Annotated in this window: 16 protein-coding genes; 5 read left to right on the top strand and 11 right to left on the bottom strand. The window is 66.1% G+C overall.

Annotation, left to right across the window (positions count from 1 at the left end; genetic code table 11):
• Positions 1–8: 8 nt before the first annotated feature.
• Complete coding sequence (locus AC5Y5W_RS23555) at positions 9–329, bottom strand: DinB family protein (RefSeq protein ID WP_500013461.1); 321 nt, start codon at positions 327–329, stop codon at positions 9–11.
• A gap of 140 nt (positions 330–469) precedes the next feature.
• The gene (locus AC5Y5W_RS23550) at positions 470–766 is read right to left on the bottom strand and encodes a hypothetical protein (protein WP_500013459.1); all 297 of its coding nucleotides are present in this window, start codon (positions 764–766) and stop codon (positions 470–472) included.
• 213 nt (positions 767–979) lie between these two features.
• Here AC5Y5W_RS23550 and AC5Y5W_RS23545 point away from each other — a divergent pair, with 213 nt between their 5' ends.
• Positions 980–1,174, top strand: a complete 195-nt coding sequence (locus AC5Y5W_RS23545; protein WP_500013457.1) for a hypothetical protein — start codon at positions 980–982, stop codon at positions 1,172–1,174.
• A gap of 39 nt (positions 1,175–1,213) precedes the next feature.
• Here AC5Y5W_RS23545 and AC5Y5W_RS23540 read toward each other — a convergent pair whose 3' ends face one another.
• The 6 genes from AC5Y5W_RS23540 to ripD form a co-directional block, all read right to left on the bottom strand.
• Positions 1,214–1,645, bottom strand: a complete 432-nt coding sequence (locus tag AC5Y5W_RS23540) for a hypothetical protein (protein ID WP_500013455.1) — start codon at positions 1,643–1,645, stop codon at positions 1,214–1,216.
• A 36-nt stretch (positions 1,646–1,681) separates the two neighbouring features.
• Complete coding sequence (treZ, locus tag AC5Y5W_RS23535; RefSeq protein ID WP_500013483.1) at positions 1,682–3,412, bottom strand: malto-oligosyltrehalose trehalohydrolase; 1,731 nt, start codon at positions 3,410–3,412, stop codon at positions 1,682–1,684.
• The gene (gene treY, locus AC5Y5W_RS23530; protein WP_500013453.1) at positions 3,412–5,703 is read right to left on the bottom strand and encodes a malto-oligosyltrehalose synthase; all 2,292 of its coding nucleotides are present in this window, start codon (positions 5,701–5,703) and stop codon (positions 3,412–3,414) included. Before treY ends, treZ begins: the two co-directional genes overlap by 1 nt.
• Before the next feature lie 3 nt (positions 5,704–5,706).
• The gene (gene glgX / locus AC5Y5W_RS23525) at positions 5,707–7,884 is read right to left on the bottom strand and encodes a glycogen debranching protein GlgX (RefSeq protein ID WP_500013451.1); all 2,178 of its coding nucleotides are present in this window, start codon (positions 7,882–7,884) and stop codon (positions 5,707–5,709) included.
• Between the two features lie 34 nt (positions 7,885–7,918).
• Positions 7,919–10,090 carry an acetyltransferase SucT gene (sucT, locus tag AC5Y5W_RS23520; protein ID WP_500013449.1) on the bottom strand — a complete coding sequence of 724 codons (2,172 nt, stop codon included), beginning with the start codon at positions 10,088–10,090 and terminating at the stop codon, positions 7,919–7,921.
• A 253-nt stretch (positions 10,091–10,343) separates the two neighbouring features.
• A complete protein-coding gene (gene ripD / locus AC5Y5W_RS23515; RefSeq protein ID WP_500013447.1) occupies positions 10,344–11,087 on the bottom strand; it encodes an NlpC/P60 family peptidoglycan-binding protein RipD in 744 nt (247 codons plus the stop codon).
• Between the two features lie 235 nt (positions 11,088–11,322).
• Between ripD and AC5Y5W_RS23510 the strand changes: the two genes are divergently transcribed.
• The 4 genes from AC5Y5W_RS23510 to AC5Y5W_RS23495 are packed head-to-tail and all read left to right on the top strand — an operon-like array spanning position 11,323 to position 14,968.
• Positions 11,323–12,615, top strand: a complete 1,293-nt coding sequence (locus AC5Y5W_RS23510; RefSeq protein ID WP_500013446.1) for an adenosylmethionine--8-amino-7-oxononanoate transaminase — start codon at positions 11,323–11,325, stop codon at positions 12,613–12,615.
• A 6-nt stretch (positions 12,616–12,621) separates the two neighbouring features.
• Positions 12,622–13,767 (top strand): 8-amino-7-oxononanoate synthase, encoded by a 1,146-nt coding sequence (locus AC5Y5W_RS23505; RefSeq protein ID WP_500013444.1) that lies wholly within the window; start codon positions 12,622–12,624, stop codon positions 13,765–13,767.
• Positions 13,764–14,444 (top strand): dethiobiotin synthase, encoded by a 681-nt coding sequence (gene bioD, locus AC5Y5W_RS23500; RefSeq protein ID WP_500013442.1) that lies wholly within the window; start codon positions 13,764–13,766, stop codon positions 14,442–14,444. The genes AC5Y5W_RS23505 and bioD overlap by 4 nt, the downstream gene beginning before the upstream one ends.
• Positions 14,444–14,968 carry a 2'-5' RNA ligase family protein gene (locus AC5Y5W_RS23495; protein ID WP_500013440.1) on the top strand — a complete coding sequence of 175 codons (525 nt, stop codon included), beginning with the start codon at positions 14,444–14,446 and terminating at the stop codon, positions 14,966–14,968. The genes bioD and AC5Y5W_RS23495 overlap by 1 nt, the downstream gene beginning before the upstream one ends.
• On the opposite strand, the gene AC5Y5W_RS23490 is transcribed toward AC5Y5W_RS23495, so the two are convergent.
• The 3 genes from AC5Y5W_RS23490 to AC5Y5W_RS23480 are packed head-to-tail and all read right to left on the bottom strand — an operon-like array spanning position 14,945 to position 18,538.
• Positions 14,945–16,291: a hypothetical protein gene (locus AC5Y5W_RS23490; RefSeq protein WP_500013438.1), complete on the bottom strand. Its 1,347-nt coding sequence runs from the start codon at positions 16,289–16,291 to the stop codon at positions 14,945–14,947. The two genes, AC5Y5W_RS23495 and AC5Y5W_RS23490, sit on opposite strands and share 24 nt — an antisense overlap.
• Entirely contained in the window at positions 16,288–16,659 is a 372-nt protein-coding gene (locus AC5Y5W_RS23485; RefSeq protein WP_500013436.1) for a hypothetical protein, read from the bottom strand. The genes AC5Y5W_RS23490 and AC5Y5W_RS23485 overlap by 4 nt, the downstream gene beginning before the upstream one ends.
• 19 nt (positions 16,660–16,678) lie before the next feature.
• On the bottom strand, positions 16,679–18,538 hold the full coding sequence (locus AC5Y5W_RS23480) for a hypothetical protein (RefSeq protein WP_500013435.1): 1,860 nt from the start codon (positions 18,536–18,538) through the stop codon (positions 16,679–16,681).
• Between the last annotated feature and the right edge of the window lie 91 nt (positions 18,539–18,629).

Below are 18,629 nucleotides of genomic sequence, written 5' to 3'. Positions count from 1 at the left end.
GCCGTGTTTCATCGAACGGTCGTGGCGGTGCTGGCGATCCGGCGGATGTCGGCGAGGTGGTGAACGCCTTCATGCATCGCTTGGCGAACGAGCCATCGCGCGGTGCGCGCCTCACCTGGCAAGCGGGTCGCGATACGTTCCCATTCCTGGTCCGCGGTGAGCGCGACTTCCTCACGGAATCCGGTGATCGCCGACGTAAGCTCGTCGATCACTGCGGCGGGATCACGCTCGTTATAGCGGAACCGCTGAGCCCGCAAGTCGTTGAAGTTGGGTTCCAGCATTGGGCGGTCTTCGGTGCGGATGCGATGCAGCCGGATGGTGAAAGCCACATAGACGTCGCGATGCTGATGTCGGAGTAGACCACGGCGCAGGCATTGCACACGTGGTCTTCGGCCGCCAGCGGCGGTAGCTCGTGTCCAGTCACGTTGCGATTGCGGCGAGGGGGTCCCGGTTGCGTTGCATGGCGCCTCTAACGCCGGTCAGCTGCAGTGCAGATCCCCTGATCGAGTTCGCTATCGGTGGCTACCGGGATTCCGGCAAGCAGTGGTCGGATGCCCGCCGCAATGCGGTCCCTAGCGGCGAGTTGTTCGACGTCATTTCCCGCGTAGACGTCTATGGCGAATCCCATGCCGGTATAGCCGTCCCCATCCGCACCAAGCGCGTACTCAACATCGTCGCCGGTCTGCTTCTGCCACATCTTTACGGCGGTGGCCACTTGCTTCAGTGTGGCGCGGTCACTGACATACACAGTGCGGGCTTCGCTCACGACTTCCATCCTAGACGCGAACCATCTTTTACCAGGACGATCAACTGATCGAGGTCGTTACCGTTTTGCCTAACAGCCCGGCGCAACCCGTCGATGGCAGTGTCGATTCCGGCGAACACCATCAGCAGTCGTCGATGACGGCTGCTTCATCTCGATCGTGACACGCTCTTGGCCGTGCGCGAATACAGCGTCAGGCGTCCTTCTACGATGAGCATGTCTGCGACGCACGGAGCGGAGTCCTTGAACGCCATTGGCAGCCAACCACTCGGCGGTGCTGCGCTCCCGATCATCGAAGTAGCGATGCGGGTCGTCGTCCGGCGCGATGAGATCTTCGGACTCGAGGTCCGCGACGGATGGCACCGGCATGATCCGCCGAGGCCTTTTGCGGAGCTTCCGATATCGGCGTGACTCGGTCAACGATCCAGCCGCCAGAACCGGTAGTCGTTCTCAGGCCGGCTCGATCTGCAGCAGCACCTCATCGTTGGCCCGGAAGATTGGCTCAAGCGGTACATCGCATCGTTCGGCCATTGCGGTCAATGACTTCGACCAGACTCGGTCGGCGGACGAAATCGGGCCTCGCCCGGGTCCCGTTATCAGCAGCGCGACCGTGGAACCGCGCGCCGGGTCGTCGAGCAGTGTGCGCAGTGCCGACATGAGGTTCTTCAAAAACCGCGCCTGTGGTCGCGGGCCGATCGGGATTTGGCTGAGCATCTTAGTCAGCCGACGATCCGACCCCACGAAACCGAACCACAGCAACCGTTCGCCGAATCCCAATGGCCCCATCAGCGCCCGCCATCGTTCGAGCAGGTCCGCAGTGGAATGTATGGGATCCGTAGCGGTCTCGATAGCTGGAATGGGCGCTGGTGCGTGCTGACTCATCTGCGAATCATCAGCGGCGCCGGCTGTCGGCGGTAGTCAGTTATCCACAGGACGCAGTACCGCGAACGAATGCCCAGGCAACTCGGTGGCGTCGTTGCCCACCTTGGGCGGATCCCACGCCAGCACCACTTCGCCGGTGATGGGAACTCGCGTCGCTTCGGTGCCGAGGTTGCACGCGATGGCGAGCCGGCCGCGGCGCATCACGATCCAGCGGGCCGCTTCGTCAAAGTCGACACTCAGAACGGCCAGCCACGGATCGGCCAGATCAGATTCGGTGCGCCGTAACGCAATCAATTCCCGGTAGACGCCAAGCAACCGGGCATGCTCGCCCTCGTCGACCTCGTCCCAATCCAACTTGGAGCGTTGAAACGTCTGCGGGTCCTGCGGATCGGGAATGTCATCGGCATCCCAGCCATGCTCGGCGAACTCGGCCTTGCGTCCCTGGGCGGTGGCGCGGGCCAGTTCGGGTTCAGGATGGGAGCTGAAAAACTGGAAGGGGGTTGAGGCACCCCACTCTTCACCCATGAAAAGCATGGTGCTGTACGGAGATCCGAATACCAGGGCAGCCTTGACCGCTAGTTGGCCGAAGCTCAGGTTCTGCGACGGGCGGTCCCCGACGGCGCGGTTGCCGACCTGATCGTGGGTACAGGTGTAGGCCAGCAGCCGGGTGGCCGGAATTTTCGAGGTGTCCAGTGGCCGGCCGTGCCGACGGCGGCGAAACGACGAATAGGTGCCGGCGTGGAAAAAGCCATGGCGCAACGTCTGCGCCAGCGTGGCCAGCGACCCGAAGTCGGCGTAGTAGCCCTGGCGCTCACCGGACACCGCGGCGTGGATCGCGTGATGGATATCGTCGTCCCATTGTGCGGTGATCCCGTAGCCGCCGGCTGAGCGCGGCGTGACCAGCCGCGGATCGTTGAGGTCGCTTTCTGCGACCAGCGACAGCGGGCGGCCGAGTTGCTCGGCGAGCGCATCGGTTTCGGTCGACAACTCCTCGAGGATGTGGATCGCGGTGGTGTCCACGAGCGCGTGCACGGCGTCCAGGCGCAGACCGTCGGCGTGGAAGTCACGCATCCAACGCAGCGCGCAGTCGATGATGTAGCGGCGGACCGCGTCGGAGTCGCCGTCGGCGATGTTGATGCCTTCGCCCCACGGGTTACTGGCCGACGACAGATACGGGCCGAAGCGCGGTAGGTAGTTGCCCGACGGGCCGAGGTGGTTGAACACCGCGTCGATCAGCACACCGAGGCCCCGGCGATGGCAGGCGTCGACGAACCGCGCCAGCCCGTCGGGGCCGCCGTAGGGTTCATGCACCGCATACCACAGCACGCCGTCGTATCCCCAGCCGTAGCTGCCGGAGAACGCGTTGACGGGCATCAGCTCGACGAAGTCGACACCGAGATCGACCAGATAGTCCAGCTTTTCGACTGCCGAGTCGAAGGTGCCGGCCGGCGTGAAGGTCCCGAGATGCAGCTCGTAGATCACCGCCCCCTCGACCGACCGGCCAGCCCAGCCCTCATCGGTCCAGGTTGCCGCCGACGCATCCCACAGGGCGGAACGTTCGTGCACACCGTCGGGCTGACGCGGTGACCGCGGGTCCGGCAGAACCGTGGGGTCGTCGTCGAGCAGATAGCCGTAGCGGGCGCCGGGCGCGGCGTCGACGGCTGCGTGCCACCAGCCGTCGGCCGTCCGGGTCATCGGGTGCACTGCGCCGTCGACGTCGAGGCGCACCTGCTCGGGTATCGGTGCCCACACCGAGAATTCGTGCATCATGTGCGTTCCAGCAGGGCCACCGGTAACTCGGCAAACAACTCGGCCGCTGGCGTTGCTCCGCGGCGCGCGGTGTCGCTCAGGGTGTCGGTCCAGTCGCCCTCGGGCAGCGGGATCACCGTGTCGCCCCAGCCGCTGTCCTGCAGATGTACCGTCCAGCGGGTGACCGCGACCAGCACATCGTTGCCGCGCAGGAACGCAACGACGTGTTCGGCGGCCGCCCCGGTGGCCAGCACCGGGTGGTAGCCGCCGTGCAAGAAGGTCTGCGGTCGGCTCCGCCGCAGTTGCAACGCCGCGGCGACAACCTTGATCTTCGGGTGGGCAAGGCTTTTCAGAGCTTCCCGTCGCGCGGTGTAGTCGACCGGTCGCCGGTTATCCGGGTCGACCAGGCTGTCGTCCCACAACTCGGTGCCCTGATAGATGTCCGGGATGCCAGGAACGGTCAGCGCCAGCAACTTCTGTCCGACTGCGTCGTTGTCGGCGTGCGATCCGAGTTGGGTGACAAGGCTGGTCAATTCGCGCGCTGCGGGCCCGTCGAGCACCGCGTCCAGCCAGCGGTGCACCGCGCTCTCGAAGTCGGCATTCGGATCGTGCCAGGAGGTATGCCATGCCGCTTCCCGGATGGCCTTCTCGGCATAGCCATGCAGCCGTTCCCGCAGGCTGTCGGTGACCACGCCGTCGACCGGCCATACGCCGAAGATGTTCTGCCACAGAAACAATCCGGTGGCCGGATCGGGGGAGGGCGTGCCGGTCTCCCAGCGGGCGACGAACTCGCCCCACAGCGACGGAACCTGCGACAGCACGCCGATGCGCGCGCGAACGTCCTCGCCGCGTTTGGTGTCGTGCGTGGACAGCGTCGTCATGGTCTGCGGCCACAGCCGGGCGCGGGTGGCAGCGCTGTGGTGGAACTCCGCGGCGCCCACGCCGAACCGCTGCGGGTCACCGCCCACCTCGTTCAGCGACACCAGCCGAGGGTCCCGGTAGAACAGGCAGTCTTCGACCGACTTGGCAGTGACCGCGCCGCACAGCTGCTGAAGCCGCACCGCAGACTCACCGCCGTCGGCAATCGCGGCGGCGATCAGCTGCAACGGCGGCCCCAATTCGGGTGCGTCGGCTTCAGTTTCGGCAAGTGCAGCGGGCAGCACCGCCGACAAGCCGCGGTAATCGGTTCGGTACACCCCAATGTGGCCCAGCAGCGCGGCCATCGCGTCGGGCACCTGCGGATGGTCGGCACCGGTGGCGGCGACGATGCAGCGCCGCAGTCGGGCCAGCTCGCTGGCGAGTGTGTCGGTGGTTGCGACGGCCTTGAGCTCACGCAGCAGTGTCGGCATGGCCTGATAGTCCACCCCGGCCGATTCGACGAGCGCCGTCAACGCGGGCGCCCCCTTCGGGTCGATGAAAAGGCCGCCGATTTCCCGCAGCATGTCATAACCGGTGGTGCCGGCCACCGGCAAGGTCGGCTCCAAAGCTTCGTCGGCGGCCAAGATCTTCTCGATCACAATCCAGGCGTCGGGCCCGAGCAGCGTGCGCAGCGAGCTCAAATACCCAGCCGGGTCGGATAACCCGTCCGGGTGGTCGACGCGTACGCCGTCGACCAACCCCTCGCTGACCCAGCGGGCGACCTCGGCATGCCAGGCGTCGAACACCGCAGGGTCTTCCTGACGAAGACCGGCCAGCGAGGTGATCGAGAAGAAGCGACGATAGCCGCATACTCCGTTCCGCCAGCCGACCAGTCGGTAGTGCTGGCGGTCGTGCACGTCGGGACCGCTGCCGTCGCCGGTTCCGGGTGCGATCGGGAAAGCCAGGTCGCCCAGCCGCAGCAGCTCGCCGTCCACCGTCAGGTCGGCGATGTCGTCGTCAGAACCCAAGACCGGCAGCACAATCCGACCCTCGCCGAGCTGCCAGTCGATATCGAAGAATTCCGCGTAGGCCGACGACCGCCCGTATCGCAGCACATCCCACCACCACGGGTTCTGCTGCGGTTGGTCGATCCCGACGTGGTTGGGCACGATATCAACAATCAAGCCGATCTTCCGCTGCCGTGCAGCCGCCGACAGCCGGATCAAACCCTCAGCGCCGCCGAGTTCGGCGGAGACAGCGGTCGGATCGGTGACGTCGTAGCCGTGCGGCGACCCACGCACCGCGGTCATGATCGGCGACAGGTACACGTGCGACACCCCGAGCTCGACTAGGTAGTCCAGCAGGTTCTCCGCGTCACCGAAGGTGAATGCAAACCCGCTCGAGGCACCCCGCAGCTGCAGTCGGTAGGTGGACAGCACCGGAGAAGCCATGCGTCACATCGTCTTACGCAATACGAGCAGAGCACGACTCGGCAACGAGATCTCATCGCCGTCGGTCACGACCAGCTCCACCGCACCGGTGGGATCGGTGGTATCCAGCACTGCCGCCCACTCTTGTGCGTAGTCCTGGTGGGGCATGATGAAGTCCACCACATGGTCGTGAGCGTTGAAGCACAGCAGAAATGAGTCGTCGACTACGCGCTCGCCGCGGCGGCCGGGCTCGGGAAGCGCGTCGCCGTTGAGGAACACGGCGATGCTCTTGCCGAAATCACTATCCCAGTCCTCCGGGGTCATCTCCTGGCCGGCCGGCGTCAGCCAGGCGATGTCGCGCACTTCGTCGCCCTTGCGGATCGGTTGGCCCGCGAAAAACCGGCGGCGACGAAACACCGGGTGCTCGGTGCGCAAGCCGGTCACTGTCCGGGTGAACGCCAGCAGGTCGGCGTTCTTGTCCGCCAGCGACCAGTCCATCCAGGACAGCTCGGAGTCCTGGCAATACACGTTGTTGTTGCCCTGTTGGGTGCGGCCCATCTCGTCGCCGTGGGCGATCATCGGGGTGCCTTGCGACAACATCAGCGTGCCCATGATGTTGCGCATCTGCCGCGCGCGTAGTTCGAGGATGTCGGGATCGTCGGTGGGGCCTTCGACGCCGCAGTTCCACGACCGGTTGTAGCTTTCCCCGTCGCGGTTGTCCTCACCGTTGGCCTCGTTGTGTTTCTCGTTGTAGGACACCAGGTCATTGAGCGTGAACCCGTCGTGGGCGACGACGAAGTTGATGCTGGCGCTGGGGCGCCGCCCGGTGGCTTCGTAGAGGTCCGACGACCCGGTCAGCCGGGACGCGAACTCGCCGAGGGTTGCGGGCTCGCCCCGCCAATAGTCACGCACTGTGTCGCGATATTTCCCGTTCCATTCGGTCCACAAACCTGGGAAGTTGCCTACCTGGTAGCCGCCTTCGCCGATATCCCACGGCTCGGCGATCAATTTGACCTGACTGACCACCGGGTCCTGCTGAACCAGATCGAAGAACGCGCTCAGCCGGTCGACGTCGTAGAACTCGCGGGCCAGTGTGGATGCCAGGTCGAATCGGAACCCGTCGACGTGCATTTCGGTCACCCAGTAGCGCAGCGAATCCATGATGAGCTGCAGGGTGTGTGGGTGGCGGGCGTTGAGGCTGTTGCCGGTGCCGGTGAAATCCTTGTAGAACCTCGGATCGTCGTCGTCCAGCCGGTAGTAGGCGGCGTTGTCGATGCCGCGGAAGTTGATCGTCGGGCCGAGGTGGTTGCCTTCGGCGGTGTGGTTGTAGACCACGTCGAGGATCACCTCGATGCCGACCTCGTGGAAGGTGCGGACCATGGTCTTGAACTCGGCCACCGCGCCACCGGCCTGGCGGTTTGCCGCGTACTGGTTGTGCGGAGCGAAGAACCCGAAAGTGTTGTAACCCCAGTAGTTTCGCAGCCCCAACTCGAGCAGCCGGTGGTCGTGCAGGAACTGGTGAACCGGCATCAGCTCGATTGCGGTGACGTCCAACGACTTGAGGTGGTCGATGATCACCGGATGCGTCAACCCGGCGTAGGTGCCGCGTAATTCGCGCGGAATGCCGGGATGCGTCTGGGTCATGCCCTTGACGTGAGCTTCGTAGATCACCGTCTCGTGGTAGGGGGTGCGCGGCGCGCGGTCGGAGGCCCAGTCGAAGAACGGGTTGATCACGACGCTGGTCATGGTGTGGTCCAGCGAGTCGACCATCGGGGGAGTTCCGGTCTCTGCGGGGTTTTCAGCCGCGGCGGCCAGGTCGTAGGAGAACAGCGCCTGGCCGAAGGTGAAGTCACCGTCGAACGACTTCCCATAGGGATCGAGCAACAGCTTGCTGGGGTCGCATCGATGCCCGGCTGCCGGGTCGAACGGCCCATGCACCCGAAATCCATACCGTTGCCCGGGACTCACAGTCGGCAGGTAGGCGTGCCAGACGTACCCGTCGACCTCGTCGAGCGCGACGCAGGTCTCCACGCCCTGCTCGTCGATCAGGCACAACTCGACCTTGTCGGCGATCTCGGAGAACAACGCGAAATTCGTGCCGCCGCCGTCGTAGGTGGCGCCAAGCGGGTAACTGTTGCCCGGCCACACGGTCGTCAGAGTGGGCGCGCGGTCCGGTTGCGCAGCTGTCCTGCGGGATGCCATTGGTCCAACTTATCCGCGGTTGCGAATCGGAGTCTCACCACCAGCCGGTGGCCACGGCGATCTGCCGCCCCAGCTCACCTGCCAGCGTGCGCGTATAGGTCGCGGACAAATGGTGAGCGTCGTGATAGATCAGCACATTTCCCTCCGCAGCGCGACACATCTCGGCTCGGCACACCGCATCGCTCATGTCGAGTGGCTTGAGTACTGGAAACTGCTCGATGAAGTCGAGGGTCGGATTGTGGTCGGACAGCACGTCGACACGCTTCATCCCGCACGATTGCGCGTTGCCGCCCTTGGCCAGACAGTCGGCCGGCTCGAATGGCTTGCCGTCCCTGACCATCCACGGCGTGTCGCGCATCGCCAGTACCGGAATGTTGTTGTCCGAGAACGTCTGCCAGATGCCGATATAACTGGCCGGCATCACGTCACCGGCCTTGATGTTCCACGGCCGAGTCGAGGTGGTGAAGACGTAGTCGGGCCGGTCGGTGACCAATTTGGCCATGGTCTTCTGCACCCAGTCACGGCATTCCGGATACGGAGCGTTGTTGCCCATGATCAACGGCGTCTCCTCGGTGGACAGCGGGCAGCCCATTTTGAGGTAGGTCACCACTTTGAAATGGTGCATGCGGCCCAGCAGGTCCAGTGCGGTGAGCCAGTGTTCGGCGTGCGACCCGCCGGCCAGCGCGATGGTCCGGGTGGCCTGATGATCGCCATAGCTGCAGTTGATCAGCGCAGCGTTTTTGAAGTCGCTGATGCAGCCGTCTCTGGTCGACGGAGGCAGATCCTTGCTGGCCTCCAAGACAGTGGGCCGCATCCGCAGCTTAGGCACCCGCACGTGCTTGACCAGTGCCCGCGCACCGGGATAGTCACGAGAACTGAGTCCGCTCAGCTCTTTGCCGCCGGCGCGCTGCACGGTGACGTGCTCACGCCAGGTGAATGAGGTCGCGGTGAGCGTCACGCCGAGCAGGGCCACCACTGATCCCAGCACGATGGTCGGACGGCGCAGCCGTGCCCGCCAGGGGATGGTTCTGACCGGCTCCAGCGCGGCCTGGACCGGTGCGCGATAGCGCAGCGGATCCTCGACCAGTCGCATGGTCAGATAGGCCAGCACACCGGAGATCAGCAAGATCACGGTGCCCTCGACAAAGTTGGCGTGTCGATGGCCGGTATAGGACAGCCAGAAGATCAGCAGCGGCCAGTGCCACAGGTATAGCGAATACGCCATCGCTCCCAGGGTCACCAGCGGCCCCGCTGCGAGCATCCGGTTGAGGAGCGGCATCCGGTCGCGGGTGCTGGGATGCGCCTGCCGGTTAGCCCCGGCGAGGACGAACAGCACCGTCGCCCCGACGGGGACCAGCGTCCACGGCCCGGGAAATTCCCGGACGCCGTCGATGAGCGCGCCGCAGGACAGGATCGCGGCCAGCGCGATGGTGGCAATGACAGTGCGCAGCCACATCGGCCAGCGGATGTAGGGGACCAGCGCGCCGGCCAGTGCCCCCAACAGCAACTCCCAGCCACGCGCGAAGCTGTTGTAGTACGCGGTCGCTTGGCTGGCCTGGTGAGCGAAAATCGCGTAGCCGAACGACGCCGCAGTCAGCGCGCTGAGTAGTACGACGAACATCGTCCGCAGCCGATCGCCGAACCGTCGTCGACACAGGTAGGCCGTCCCGAAGACCACCACCAGAAAAGCGATGTAGAACTGGCCCTGTACCGACATCGACCAGATGTGCTGCAGCGGGCTGACCGCTTCGCCCGCACGCAGATAGTCGGCCACCGTGCCGGCCAGCTCCCAGTTCTGGTAGTAGCCGAGGCTGGCCAGGCTCTGGTTTGCGAATGTTTCCCAGCGGGTTTGAGGCTGCACCAGGATGGTCAGCACGGCGCATGCGGCCAGCACCACCACCAGCGCCGGCAGCAGCCGGCGGACCAGTCGGGTCACTTCCGGCAGCAGTGCCAGGGATGACGTTGGGTTGAGCGCGGCACGCAGCACCTTGCCGCCGAAGAAGAAGCCCGACAGCGCCAAAAACACGTCTACGCCGCCGGACACCCGGCCGAACCAGACGTGGAACATGGCGACCAATGCGATGGCGATACCGCGCAGCCCATCGAGATCGTGGCGGTAGAAGCCGGCTTTTCGGTTCCCCATCGCAGCCGGTGCGGACTCCGAAACGGCCGAGGGCGACGGGCGGGACGGGGTCAGGAGAGTCATGGTCGACAGTCAATTTACCTAACCGCCGAGCTGCCTTTCGACCAGTCGTCGCGCAGCGAGCGGTCTGAGCAGCCAGCGGGCCGAATCGATAGTCGTGGGCATCCTTCCCGCATGATCCGGGAAGGATGCCCACACCCCCCATCCCGGCCTCGGCGGTGGAGGCCGAAACATTTGCCGGACGGAACTTCTGCTTATGTCACGGTCTGGGGGTCAGCGAGGTTCGGTGGCCGGCACCGCGGAGTGGCTTTCCAGGTCAGGAATCGATGATCCGCGTCACATAGGGCGCCATGTTGGTAGTACGTGCCGCCGAGACCGTGACGGCGGGTTCGGTGCCCTCGATCATCTGGCCGTTCCCTAAAAACAGGGCCACGCTTTGGCTGCCGCCGGGGCCATAGCAGATCAGGTCGCCGCGGCGGGCCTGCGCCGGTGGGACCTTGCGGCCGACACTGCACTGCTCGTTGGATCTGCGCGGCAGTTTGAGCCCCACGCCGGCGAAGGCATATTGGATCAGGCCCGAGGCGTCGAAGCCGACTGTGCCGGGGGTGGTTCCGCCGGGCAGGGCCCCGGTGCCCGGAACGGTCCCGACCCCGGCGCCCGGCAGGGTGGCGGTATTGCCCGGAACGGTACCGACCCCAGCGCCCGGCAGAGTGGCCGTACCGGGGCTCGTGGTGCCCGGGAGCGCGGCAGTACCAGGCAGGCCGGTGGTGCCAGGCAGGCCGGTGGTGCCAGGCAGACCGGTAGTGCCAGGCAGGCTGGAGGTGCCCGGAGCGGTGCTGGCACTTTGCCTGACGCCGGTGGTGGGCCCTGACGCGTTGCCGCCGCCGTACACGAACGGCACCCCGCGCTGGGACAGGGCGCGTTGGACCACCATCTCGATGTGCTGCTGTCCATAGCCGGTTGGCCATGAGCGCTGGTCAGCGGCCGCCAGGCCGGGACTGACCACCGCCGGGGCAAGCAACATCGTCAGGCTGGTCGCCACGGAGTAGACGCGTTTCATTGGATTCCACCTCTCGGACCGCTGTTTTCACAACAGCCACTTAAACCACTTCTGCAACAGAGCGTACCGGCGATTGACGCGGTGACTAAATCGGCGAAGGAGAATTTGTCGTACCGTGACCGCGCGGTGACCGCTGACCGCCGTTTCGCCGCCGAGCGGTCGCAAAAGCCGCGTTTTCCAGGCTAAACAGGCGGCTTTTGGGTTTGGTCGCCGTAGCGACTTACGCTCAGTCTCCATGCCCGCGTTGACGCCCGAGCAGATCAGCGCAATCGATGCCGCCCACCTGTGGCACCCCTACAGCACCATCGGCGCGGAGGCCGTGGCGCCGGTGGTGGCTGTGGGCGCCCGCGGCGCGTGGCTGACGCTGATCCGCGACGGCAAACCGAGCCGGGCCCTCGACGCGATGAGCTCGTGGTGGACCGCGATCCACGGGCACGGCCATCCGGTTCTGGACACGGCGCTGGTCACCCAGCTGGACACGTTGAACCACGTCATGTTCGGCGGGCTGACCCACGAGCCGGCCGCACGGTTGGCGCAGCTGCTTGTCGACATCACGCCCACCGGGCTGCAGACAGTGTTCTTCAGCGACTCCGGATCGGTGTCAGTGGAGGTCGCGGTGAAGATGGCGCTGCAGTACTGGCGCAGCCGCGGGCGGCCGGGCAAACACCGGCTGATGACCTGGCGCGGCGGATATCACGGCGACACCTTCACACCGATGAGCATCTGCGACCCCGACGGTGGCATGCACCAGCTATGGACCGACGTCCTGGCCACCCAGGTGTTCGCTCCACAGGTGCCCCGTGACCACGACCCGGAATACACCGCGGCATTCGAAGCCCAGCTGGCCGAGCACGCTGCCGAACTCGCCGCCGTCGTCGTCGAACCCGTGGTGCAGGGGGCCGGCGGCATGCGCTTCCACGATCCTCGCTATCTGCAAGACCTGCGGGATATCTGCAGCCGGTATGAGGTTCTGCTGATCTTCGACGAAATCGCCACCGGATTCGGGCGCACCGGCGAATTGTTCGCCGCCGACCACGCTGGCGTCAGCCCGGACATCATGTGCGTCGGCAAGGCGCTCACCGGCGGCTACCTCAGCCTGGCCGCCACGCTGTGCACCAGCGACATCGCGCACACCATCAGCGCCGGCGAGGCCGGCGCGCTGATGCACGGTCCGACGTTCATGGCCAACCCGCTGGCCTGCGCGGTATCGGTGGCCAGCGTGCAGTTGCTGCTCGGTCAGGATTGGCGTTCGAAAGTCGGCGAGATCAGTGCGGCGCTGACCGCCGGGCTGGAACCTGCGCGCGGGCTGCCGACGGTGACCGACGTGCGGGTGTGTGGCGCGATCGGTGTCATCGAATGCGACCGGCCCGTCGACCTGGCGGTGGCCACCCCGGCCGCGCTGGACCGCGGGGTGTGGTTGCGGCCATTTCGCAACCTCGTCTATGCGATGCCGCCGTTTATCTGCACACCGTCCGAAATTGCGCAGATCACCTCGGCAATGGTCGACGTGGCGGCGCTCGTAAGCTGAACGGCGATGAAGTCACCGATTGACCTTTCGCCACTGGCCTGGCTGGACGCACACGCCGACCGGCGCCGGGATGCCGGGCTGCGGCGCTCGCTGCGGCCGCGCCCACCGGTCGCCACCGAACTGGACCTGGCATCCAACGACTATTTGGGTCTCTCGCAGCATCCGGCCGTCATCGAGGGCGGCGTGGCTGCGCTGCGCATCTGGGGCACCGGCGCGACGGGATCGCGGCTGGTCACCGGCGACACCGAGCTGCACCAAGAATTGGAGGCGGCACTCGCCGAATTCACTGGCGCCGCAGCGGCTTTGGTGTTCTCTTCGGGATATACCGCCAACCTGGGTGCGGTCGTCGGGTTGTCCGGTCCGGGTTCGCTGCTGGTGTCCGACGCCCACTCCCACGCCTCGCTGGTCGACGCGTGCCGGTTGTCGCGGGCGCGGGTGCAGGTGACGCCGCACCGCGACGTCGGTGCCGTAGCGGCAGCGCTGGCGTCGCGCGACGAAGAGCGTGCCGTAGTCGTCACCGACTCGGTGTTTTCCGCCGACGGGGCGCTCGCGCCGGTGCGAGAACTGCACGAGGTGTGCCGTCGGCACGGCGCGCTGTTGATTGTCGACGAAGCTCACGGTCTCGGGGTGCGCGGCAGCGGCGGGCGTGGACTGTTGCACGAGCTCGGCCTGGCCGGTGCGCCTGACGTGGTGATGACGACCACGCTGTCCAAAGCGCTCGGCAGTCAGGGCGGCGCGGTACTTGGTTCGGCGGCCGTGCGTGATCATCTGATCGACGCCGCCCGGCCGTTTATTTTCGACACCGGGCTCGCGCCGGCGGCAGTCGGCGCTGCGCTGGCGGCGTTGCGGGTGCTGGGAGCCGAGTCGTGGCGGCCGCGAGCGGTGCTCACCCACGCCCGCACTCTGGCCGAGATCTGCGCCGTACCAACAGAGCCCGCCTCGGCGGTGGTGTCGGTGATTCTGGGCGACCCGGAGGTGGCGTTGGCCGCGGCGGCCGCCTGCCTGGACGCCGGTGTGCGGGTGGGATGTTTCCGGCCTCCGACCGTGCCCGCCGGGACATCTCGGCTGCGGCTGACCGCCCGGGCGTCACTCGACGCCGACGAGCTCGGACTGGCTCGCACCGTGTTGACCGACGTGCTGTCACGCCGTTGACGGTCCTGGTCGTCACCGGGACCGGGACCGGGGTCGGTAAAACGGTCGCCACCGCGGCGCTGGCCGCTCAGGCACGTCAGATCGGCGTGGACGTCGCGGTATGCAAACCCGTGCAGACCGGCACCGAGGCCGGCGACGACGACCTCGTCGAAGTCACCCGGCTATCCGGAGTCGACGAGGTGGCCGGCTTGGCGCGCTATCCGCAGCCGATGGCGCCGGTGGCCGCGGCCGAACAGGCCGCAATGAGCCTGCCCACCCGCGAGGACATGCTGCACTTCATCCGCGCCGTGGATCGGCCGCGCCGGTTGACTCTGGTCGAAGGCGCCGGCGGGTTGCTGGTCGAACTCGGCCAGGGAGGCATCACGCTGCGCGACATCGCGGCCGACCTCGGCGCCGCGGTGCTGGTGGTGGCCACCGCCGAGCTCGGCACCCTCAACCACACCGCGCTGACGCTGGAAGCACTTGCAGTACAGGGTATTTCATGCACCGGGCTGGTGATCGGCAGCTGGCCGGCACATGCCGGGGCGGTGGAGACGTCCAACCGGTGGGCGCTGGAGCAGCTGGCGCCGGTGCGGGCAGTGCTGCCCGCCGGGGCTGGATCGATGGACCCCGCCGAGTTCGCCGCCACGAGCGCACACGCCTTCGACCGGCATTGGGTGACCACAGTGGTCGGCTGATGGTTCATTCGATCGAGCTGGTCTTCGACGCCGACACCGAAGCGGCGATCCGTCGCATCTGGACCGAACTGGCCGACGCCGGCATACCCAGCCAAGCGCCGGCGGCGCGACCGCACGTGACGATGGTCGTCGCCCAGCACATCGCGCCGGAAACGGATGCGCTGCTGAGCGCGGTCCTCGACTGGCTGCCGCTGAGCTGCGCGGTGGGGGCGTCGTTGCTGTTCGGCAGATCCAACGCGGTGCTGGCGCGGCTGATGGTGCCCACGGCTGACCTACTGGCGCTGCACGCCGAGGTCCACCGACTGTGCCGGCCGCATCTGCAGCCCGCGCCGATGCCCAACAGCTTGCCCGGTCAGTGGACTCCGCACGTCACACTGGCCCGTCGCATCGGGGGTGGCCAACTGGGCCGCGCGTTGCGCATCGCGGGGCGACCGGCGCAGATCGAGGGCAGCTTCGCTGCACTGCGCCGCTGGGACGGCAACAAGCGTGCGGAGTATCTACTATCCGCCGAACAACAGATATAGACCGGTGAAGGTGTAGCCGACCATGACCAGCATCATGGTGAGCTGGCCGGTGAGTTGATAGCCGGTCGGCAGCAGCCGTAATGCCTTGTCGTGCGCCGCAATTACCGCCACGATGTGCCCGGTGACCACGCAGGTCACCTTGATCACCGCCAGCACTGTGGGATGCAGAGACAACACATAGGCGACGTGCAGGTGCGCCAGGCCGAGCAGATTCCAGCCGTGGCCAAGCGGATCAGCCAACGCGAAGATGGCCTGTTGGCCGCGCTCCACCAGGTAGGACAGGTAGTGGGCGAAGATGTAGCCCACCACAATCGGGATCAGCGAGTGCGCCATCTGCCCGGGCAACGCCCGGCGCTGCTCACGGTCAACCCCACCGGTTGCCCGCGCCGCCAATGAAAAGGTCAGCACCACAACGGCGATGAACACCAGCAACCCGATGGTACGCAGCGCTGACGACGACAGCGTCACCGGCAAGCCGTGGGCATCATGGGTGAGCCGGTCGGCGAAGCTGCGCCACGTCGGCGACGCAGAGTAACTATCGAACGCCGTCGACCCAAGCAACACCGCCAGCACCGCGACCACGCCCGGCCGAACCGGCAACGACGGCAGATGATCGAAGGGATTGCCGACCACGATTTGGCCGGTGTCGAGGTTGCGGCGAAACGGTGAAAGCCGGGACACCGCCATGCTGTAGACCCCGAAGGGGTCGGCTCGGGCCAACCAGCGTTGCCCGCACAGCCACGCCCCGACCAACAGCACCACGGCGTAGATCAACAACCAGGTTTTGACCATTGGCAGTGACGCGGGATTCGGGCTGGCGAGTTCCATCCACACAAAAGCGAACAGCCCCACCGCAGCGGGGTGGTAGCCCCAGCTTTCCGGATAGGAAAGCCGCGGACCACGAAGCCGCGCCGGGATGATGCGGATCAGCAACAGATACAGCGTGCGCACCGGCGAGATCACCCGCCATACCGGCCCGAACAGCACCGAAAGCGCCACCAAACCGACCCACAGCAACACGTAGAACACCCCGAGCAAGGCGTTGGCTTGCGTCTGTGGACCCCACAGCCCGGCCATCACGACCCATGCCGCAAACACCAGCGCCACCGCGGCTGCTGTCCAGCGGGTGAGACGCGCATCCACCAGCGTGGTCAGTGCGGTCGGCAACGGTCGGCCGGGCTTGAGCGGGTCGAATCGTGGCTGCCGCCAAGCGAATGCGACCAGCGCGAAGGTGAAGGTCAATGCCCACGCCGCTCCGACCATCGCATAGGCGTAGGGAACGGGAAGATCGCTCGAGCCGCCCAGCCCGTGCGCCAGGTTCACGGACGGACTTGGATTGTCGCGACTATCCGGTCCAGGTGATGCAGTTCGACGTCGACATTGCCCGGGACGTCGACGCTGAATTGGAACGTCTGGTCCGGGGCGGCCGCGACCGGGAATTCGTGATCGGGTACCGAGTGCACGTGTAGCTCGTCGGAGGCATCGCTGGTGACGTGGAAGGTGATCTGTTCTTTGACTTTGGCCTGCAGCGTGGCGTTGGTCGGAGTGACCTTGCCGTCGGCGATGGTGACTTTGACTTCGAGTCCGGCCGGCGAGCTTGCGCTGTCCTTGTTTTGGTTACCCCCGCACCCGGTCAGCCCCGAAACCAGCACCATCACAACAGCTATCGCAAGCATAGCGCGAGATATCATGTGCACCAATCTATTCCGGCTATGCCGCCCGCGGGGGTGAATGCTTCGCCGCCGCCTCCTCCGGCTGTCCGGGCTCGTTGTCGGCCGCGTTGATGCGCCCCGCGCCCCAGGTCAGGCCGGCGATCACCATCAGCGTGAAGATCAGTACGACGATCCCGCCGGCGGTGAACAACCACGCCGGTACGGCTGGGTCGCGTTCGCGCTGCAGGATCGTGACTTCGAGCACGAACGGACGGGTGCTGGTGGCCAAGGCGGGAATCTCCGGTGCGGGAATCGCGTCGTCAGCCGGGGCCCAGATCGGCACCGCCGTCATCGTGTAGCCGTCTTGGACGCGCAGCAATGTCTTCCAGGACCCCCACACCGGAACGGGCTTGGTGGACTTGTAGTGCCCGGGTCCGACCCGGTCGAGCGAATCGATGAACAAGCCGCGATCATGTTCCATTCGGCCCTGCCAGGACAGGATCGTGAGCCAGTCCGGGTGGTCACTCACCAGGTTGGGCGGATTGATCTGCACTTCCGCCGACACCATTCGTTGTCCAGGTGGGCTGGGCAAATCGGTGAGCGCGATCGTGGCGGTGTCCTGTTGGGGCACCCGGATATGCAAGCCGTTGGCTACCGCGCCGCCGAGCACCAGCACGGTGACTACTACGGTCGCGATGCCGATCGCCCGGCCCGGCAGGCGTTGGCCGGTCAGCACCATCCCGAACATCGCCGCGCAGATTCCGGTCAGCACCGCCGCCGGCACGGCCATGGCCAGCGCTGCGCCCCACATGGTGACCGGCCACGGGTAGTGGTACACCGCGCCGATCCACAGCGACTCCAGCCACAGCCCGACGGTTCCGACACCCAGACCGGCGACGGCGCCGAACAGAATCGGCCGTCGGATCAGCGGAGTGAGGCCCACCAACTCGACAACCACCGCCGGACCCAGATACAGCGGGAACCAGTTGATCGGGGCACCCAGGATCGGACCGACTAGCACCGCCACGCCGGCACGCAACGCAATCGCGAACAGGGCCGCGATAATTGCCGCGCCCCGTCCCATCGTCAGGCGCGCCGCGATGGTGCCGATCGCTGCGGCGGCGGCGATCAGCATCGGCTGAAACACCAGCCGGAACTGAGGGACGCCGAAATCGAACTCGATCTGATAGACCGACATGCCGATCAGCAATCCGCCGAACGACAAGTAGCGCAGGAATTTGATGAACCGGCGCTCCTCTGTCGCGAAAGCACCTTGCTCGGGCGTGTCCGGTAACGCCCGTCCGCCTTCGTATTCCAGCATCAGCACCGCGAACAGAGAGAACCCCGCGCCGCCGATCATCATCAAATGCGTTGGGCCCCAGAGCGTGACGTCCTGGCCGAAGATGCGATGCCAAATATCGTCGAGGGGGAAGCCGATCAGCGCATACAGACCGCAGCCGGCCATCAGCAAGCCGCCGATGGGGGCGTACCAGTCGTGGGTGATGCGCATCGCCGCCGGTCCCGGCTTCTCGAACGGCATCACCACCGCCAACATGCCGGCCAGGAAGATCCCGAATAAGCCGATGACGATGAAGTAGTGCGCGGGGTTGGCCAACGGCCCGGGATCACGGCCGTTGCCGATATGCCAGCTGACATCCCAGATAAAGCCGAACAGGGCGCAGATGATCGAGGTGGTGAACACCAGAACCGGCAGGGCGACCCAGGAGGGACGATCGAACTTCTGGCCCAACCGCTCGCCGACGCGGGTCAGCCAACTGATCTTGTGCGTGCGGTGGGCGTATCCAGCCCACAACATCACCAGAGCCACCACCGCCGCGGCGATCCCGAGGCCGATCACCTGGTCGAGGCCGGCACCGCCTGCGGGCGCCTCCGCGAGAACCGTTACTTGCACCGCCATCTCCTCCCAATTGCGCCGGGCCGCCCCGGGAGAACTGATCGCCTATAGGTAACTGACCTCACAGTAGGTTGCCGATCCATCCCACATTGAA

It is taken from the genome of Mycobacterium sp. NGS51 (genome assembly GCF_059812525.1).
Note: the sequence above shows the minus strand (reverse complement) of the source record. Positions and strands in the feature narration are given on the sequence as shown.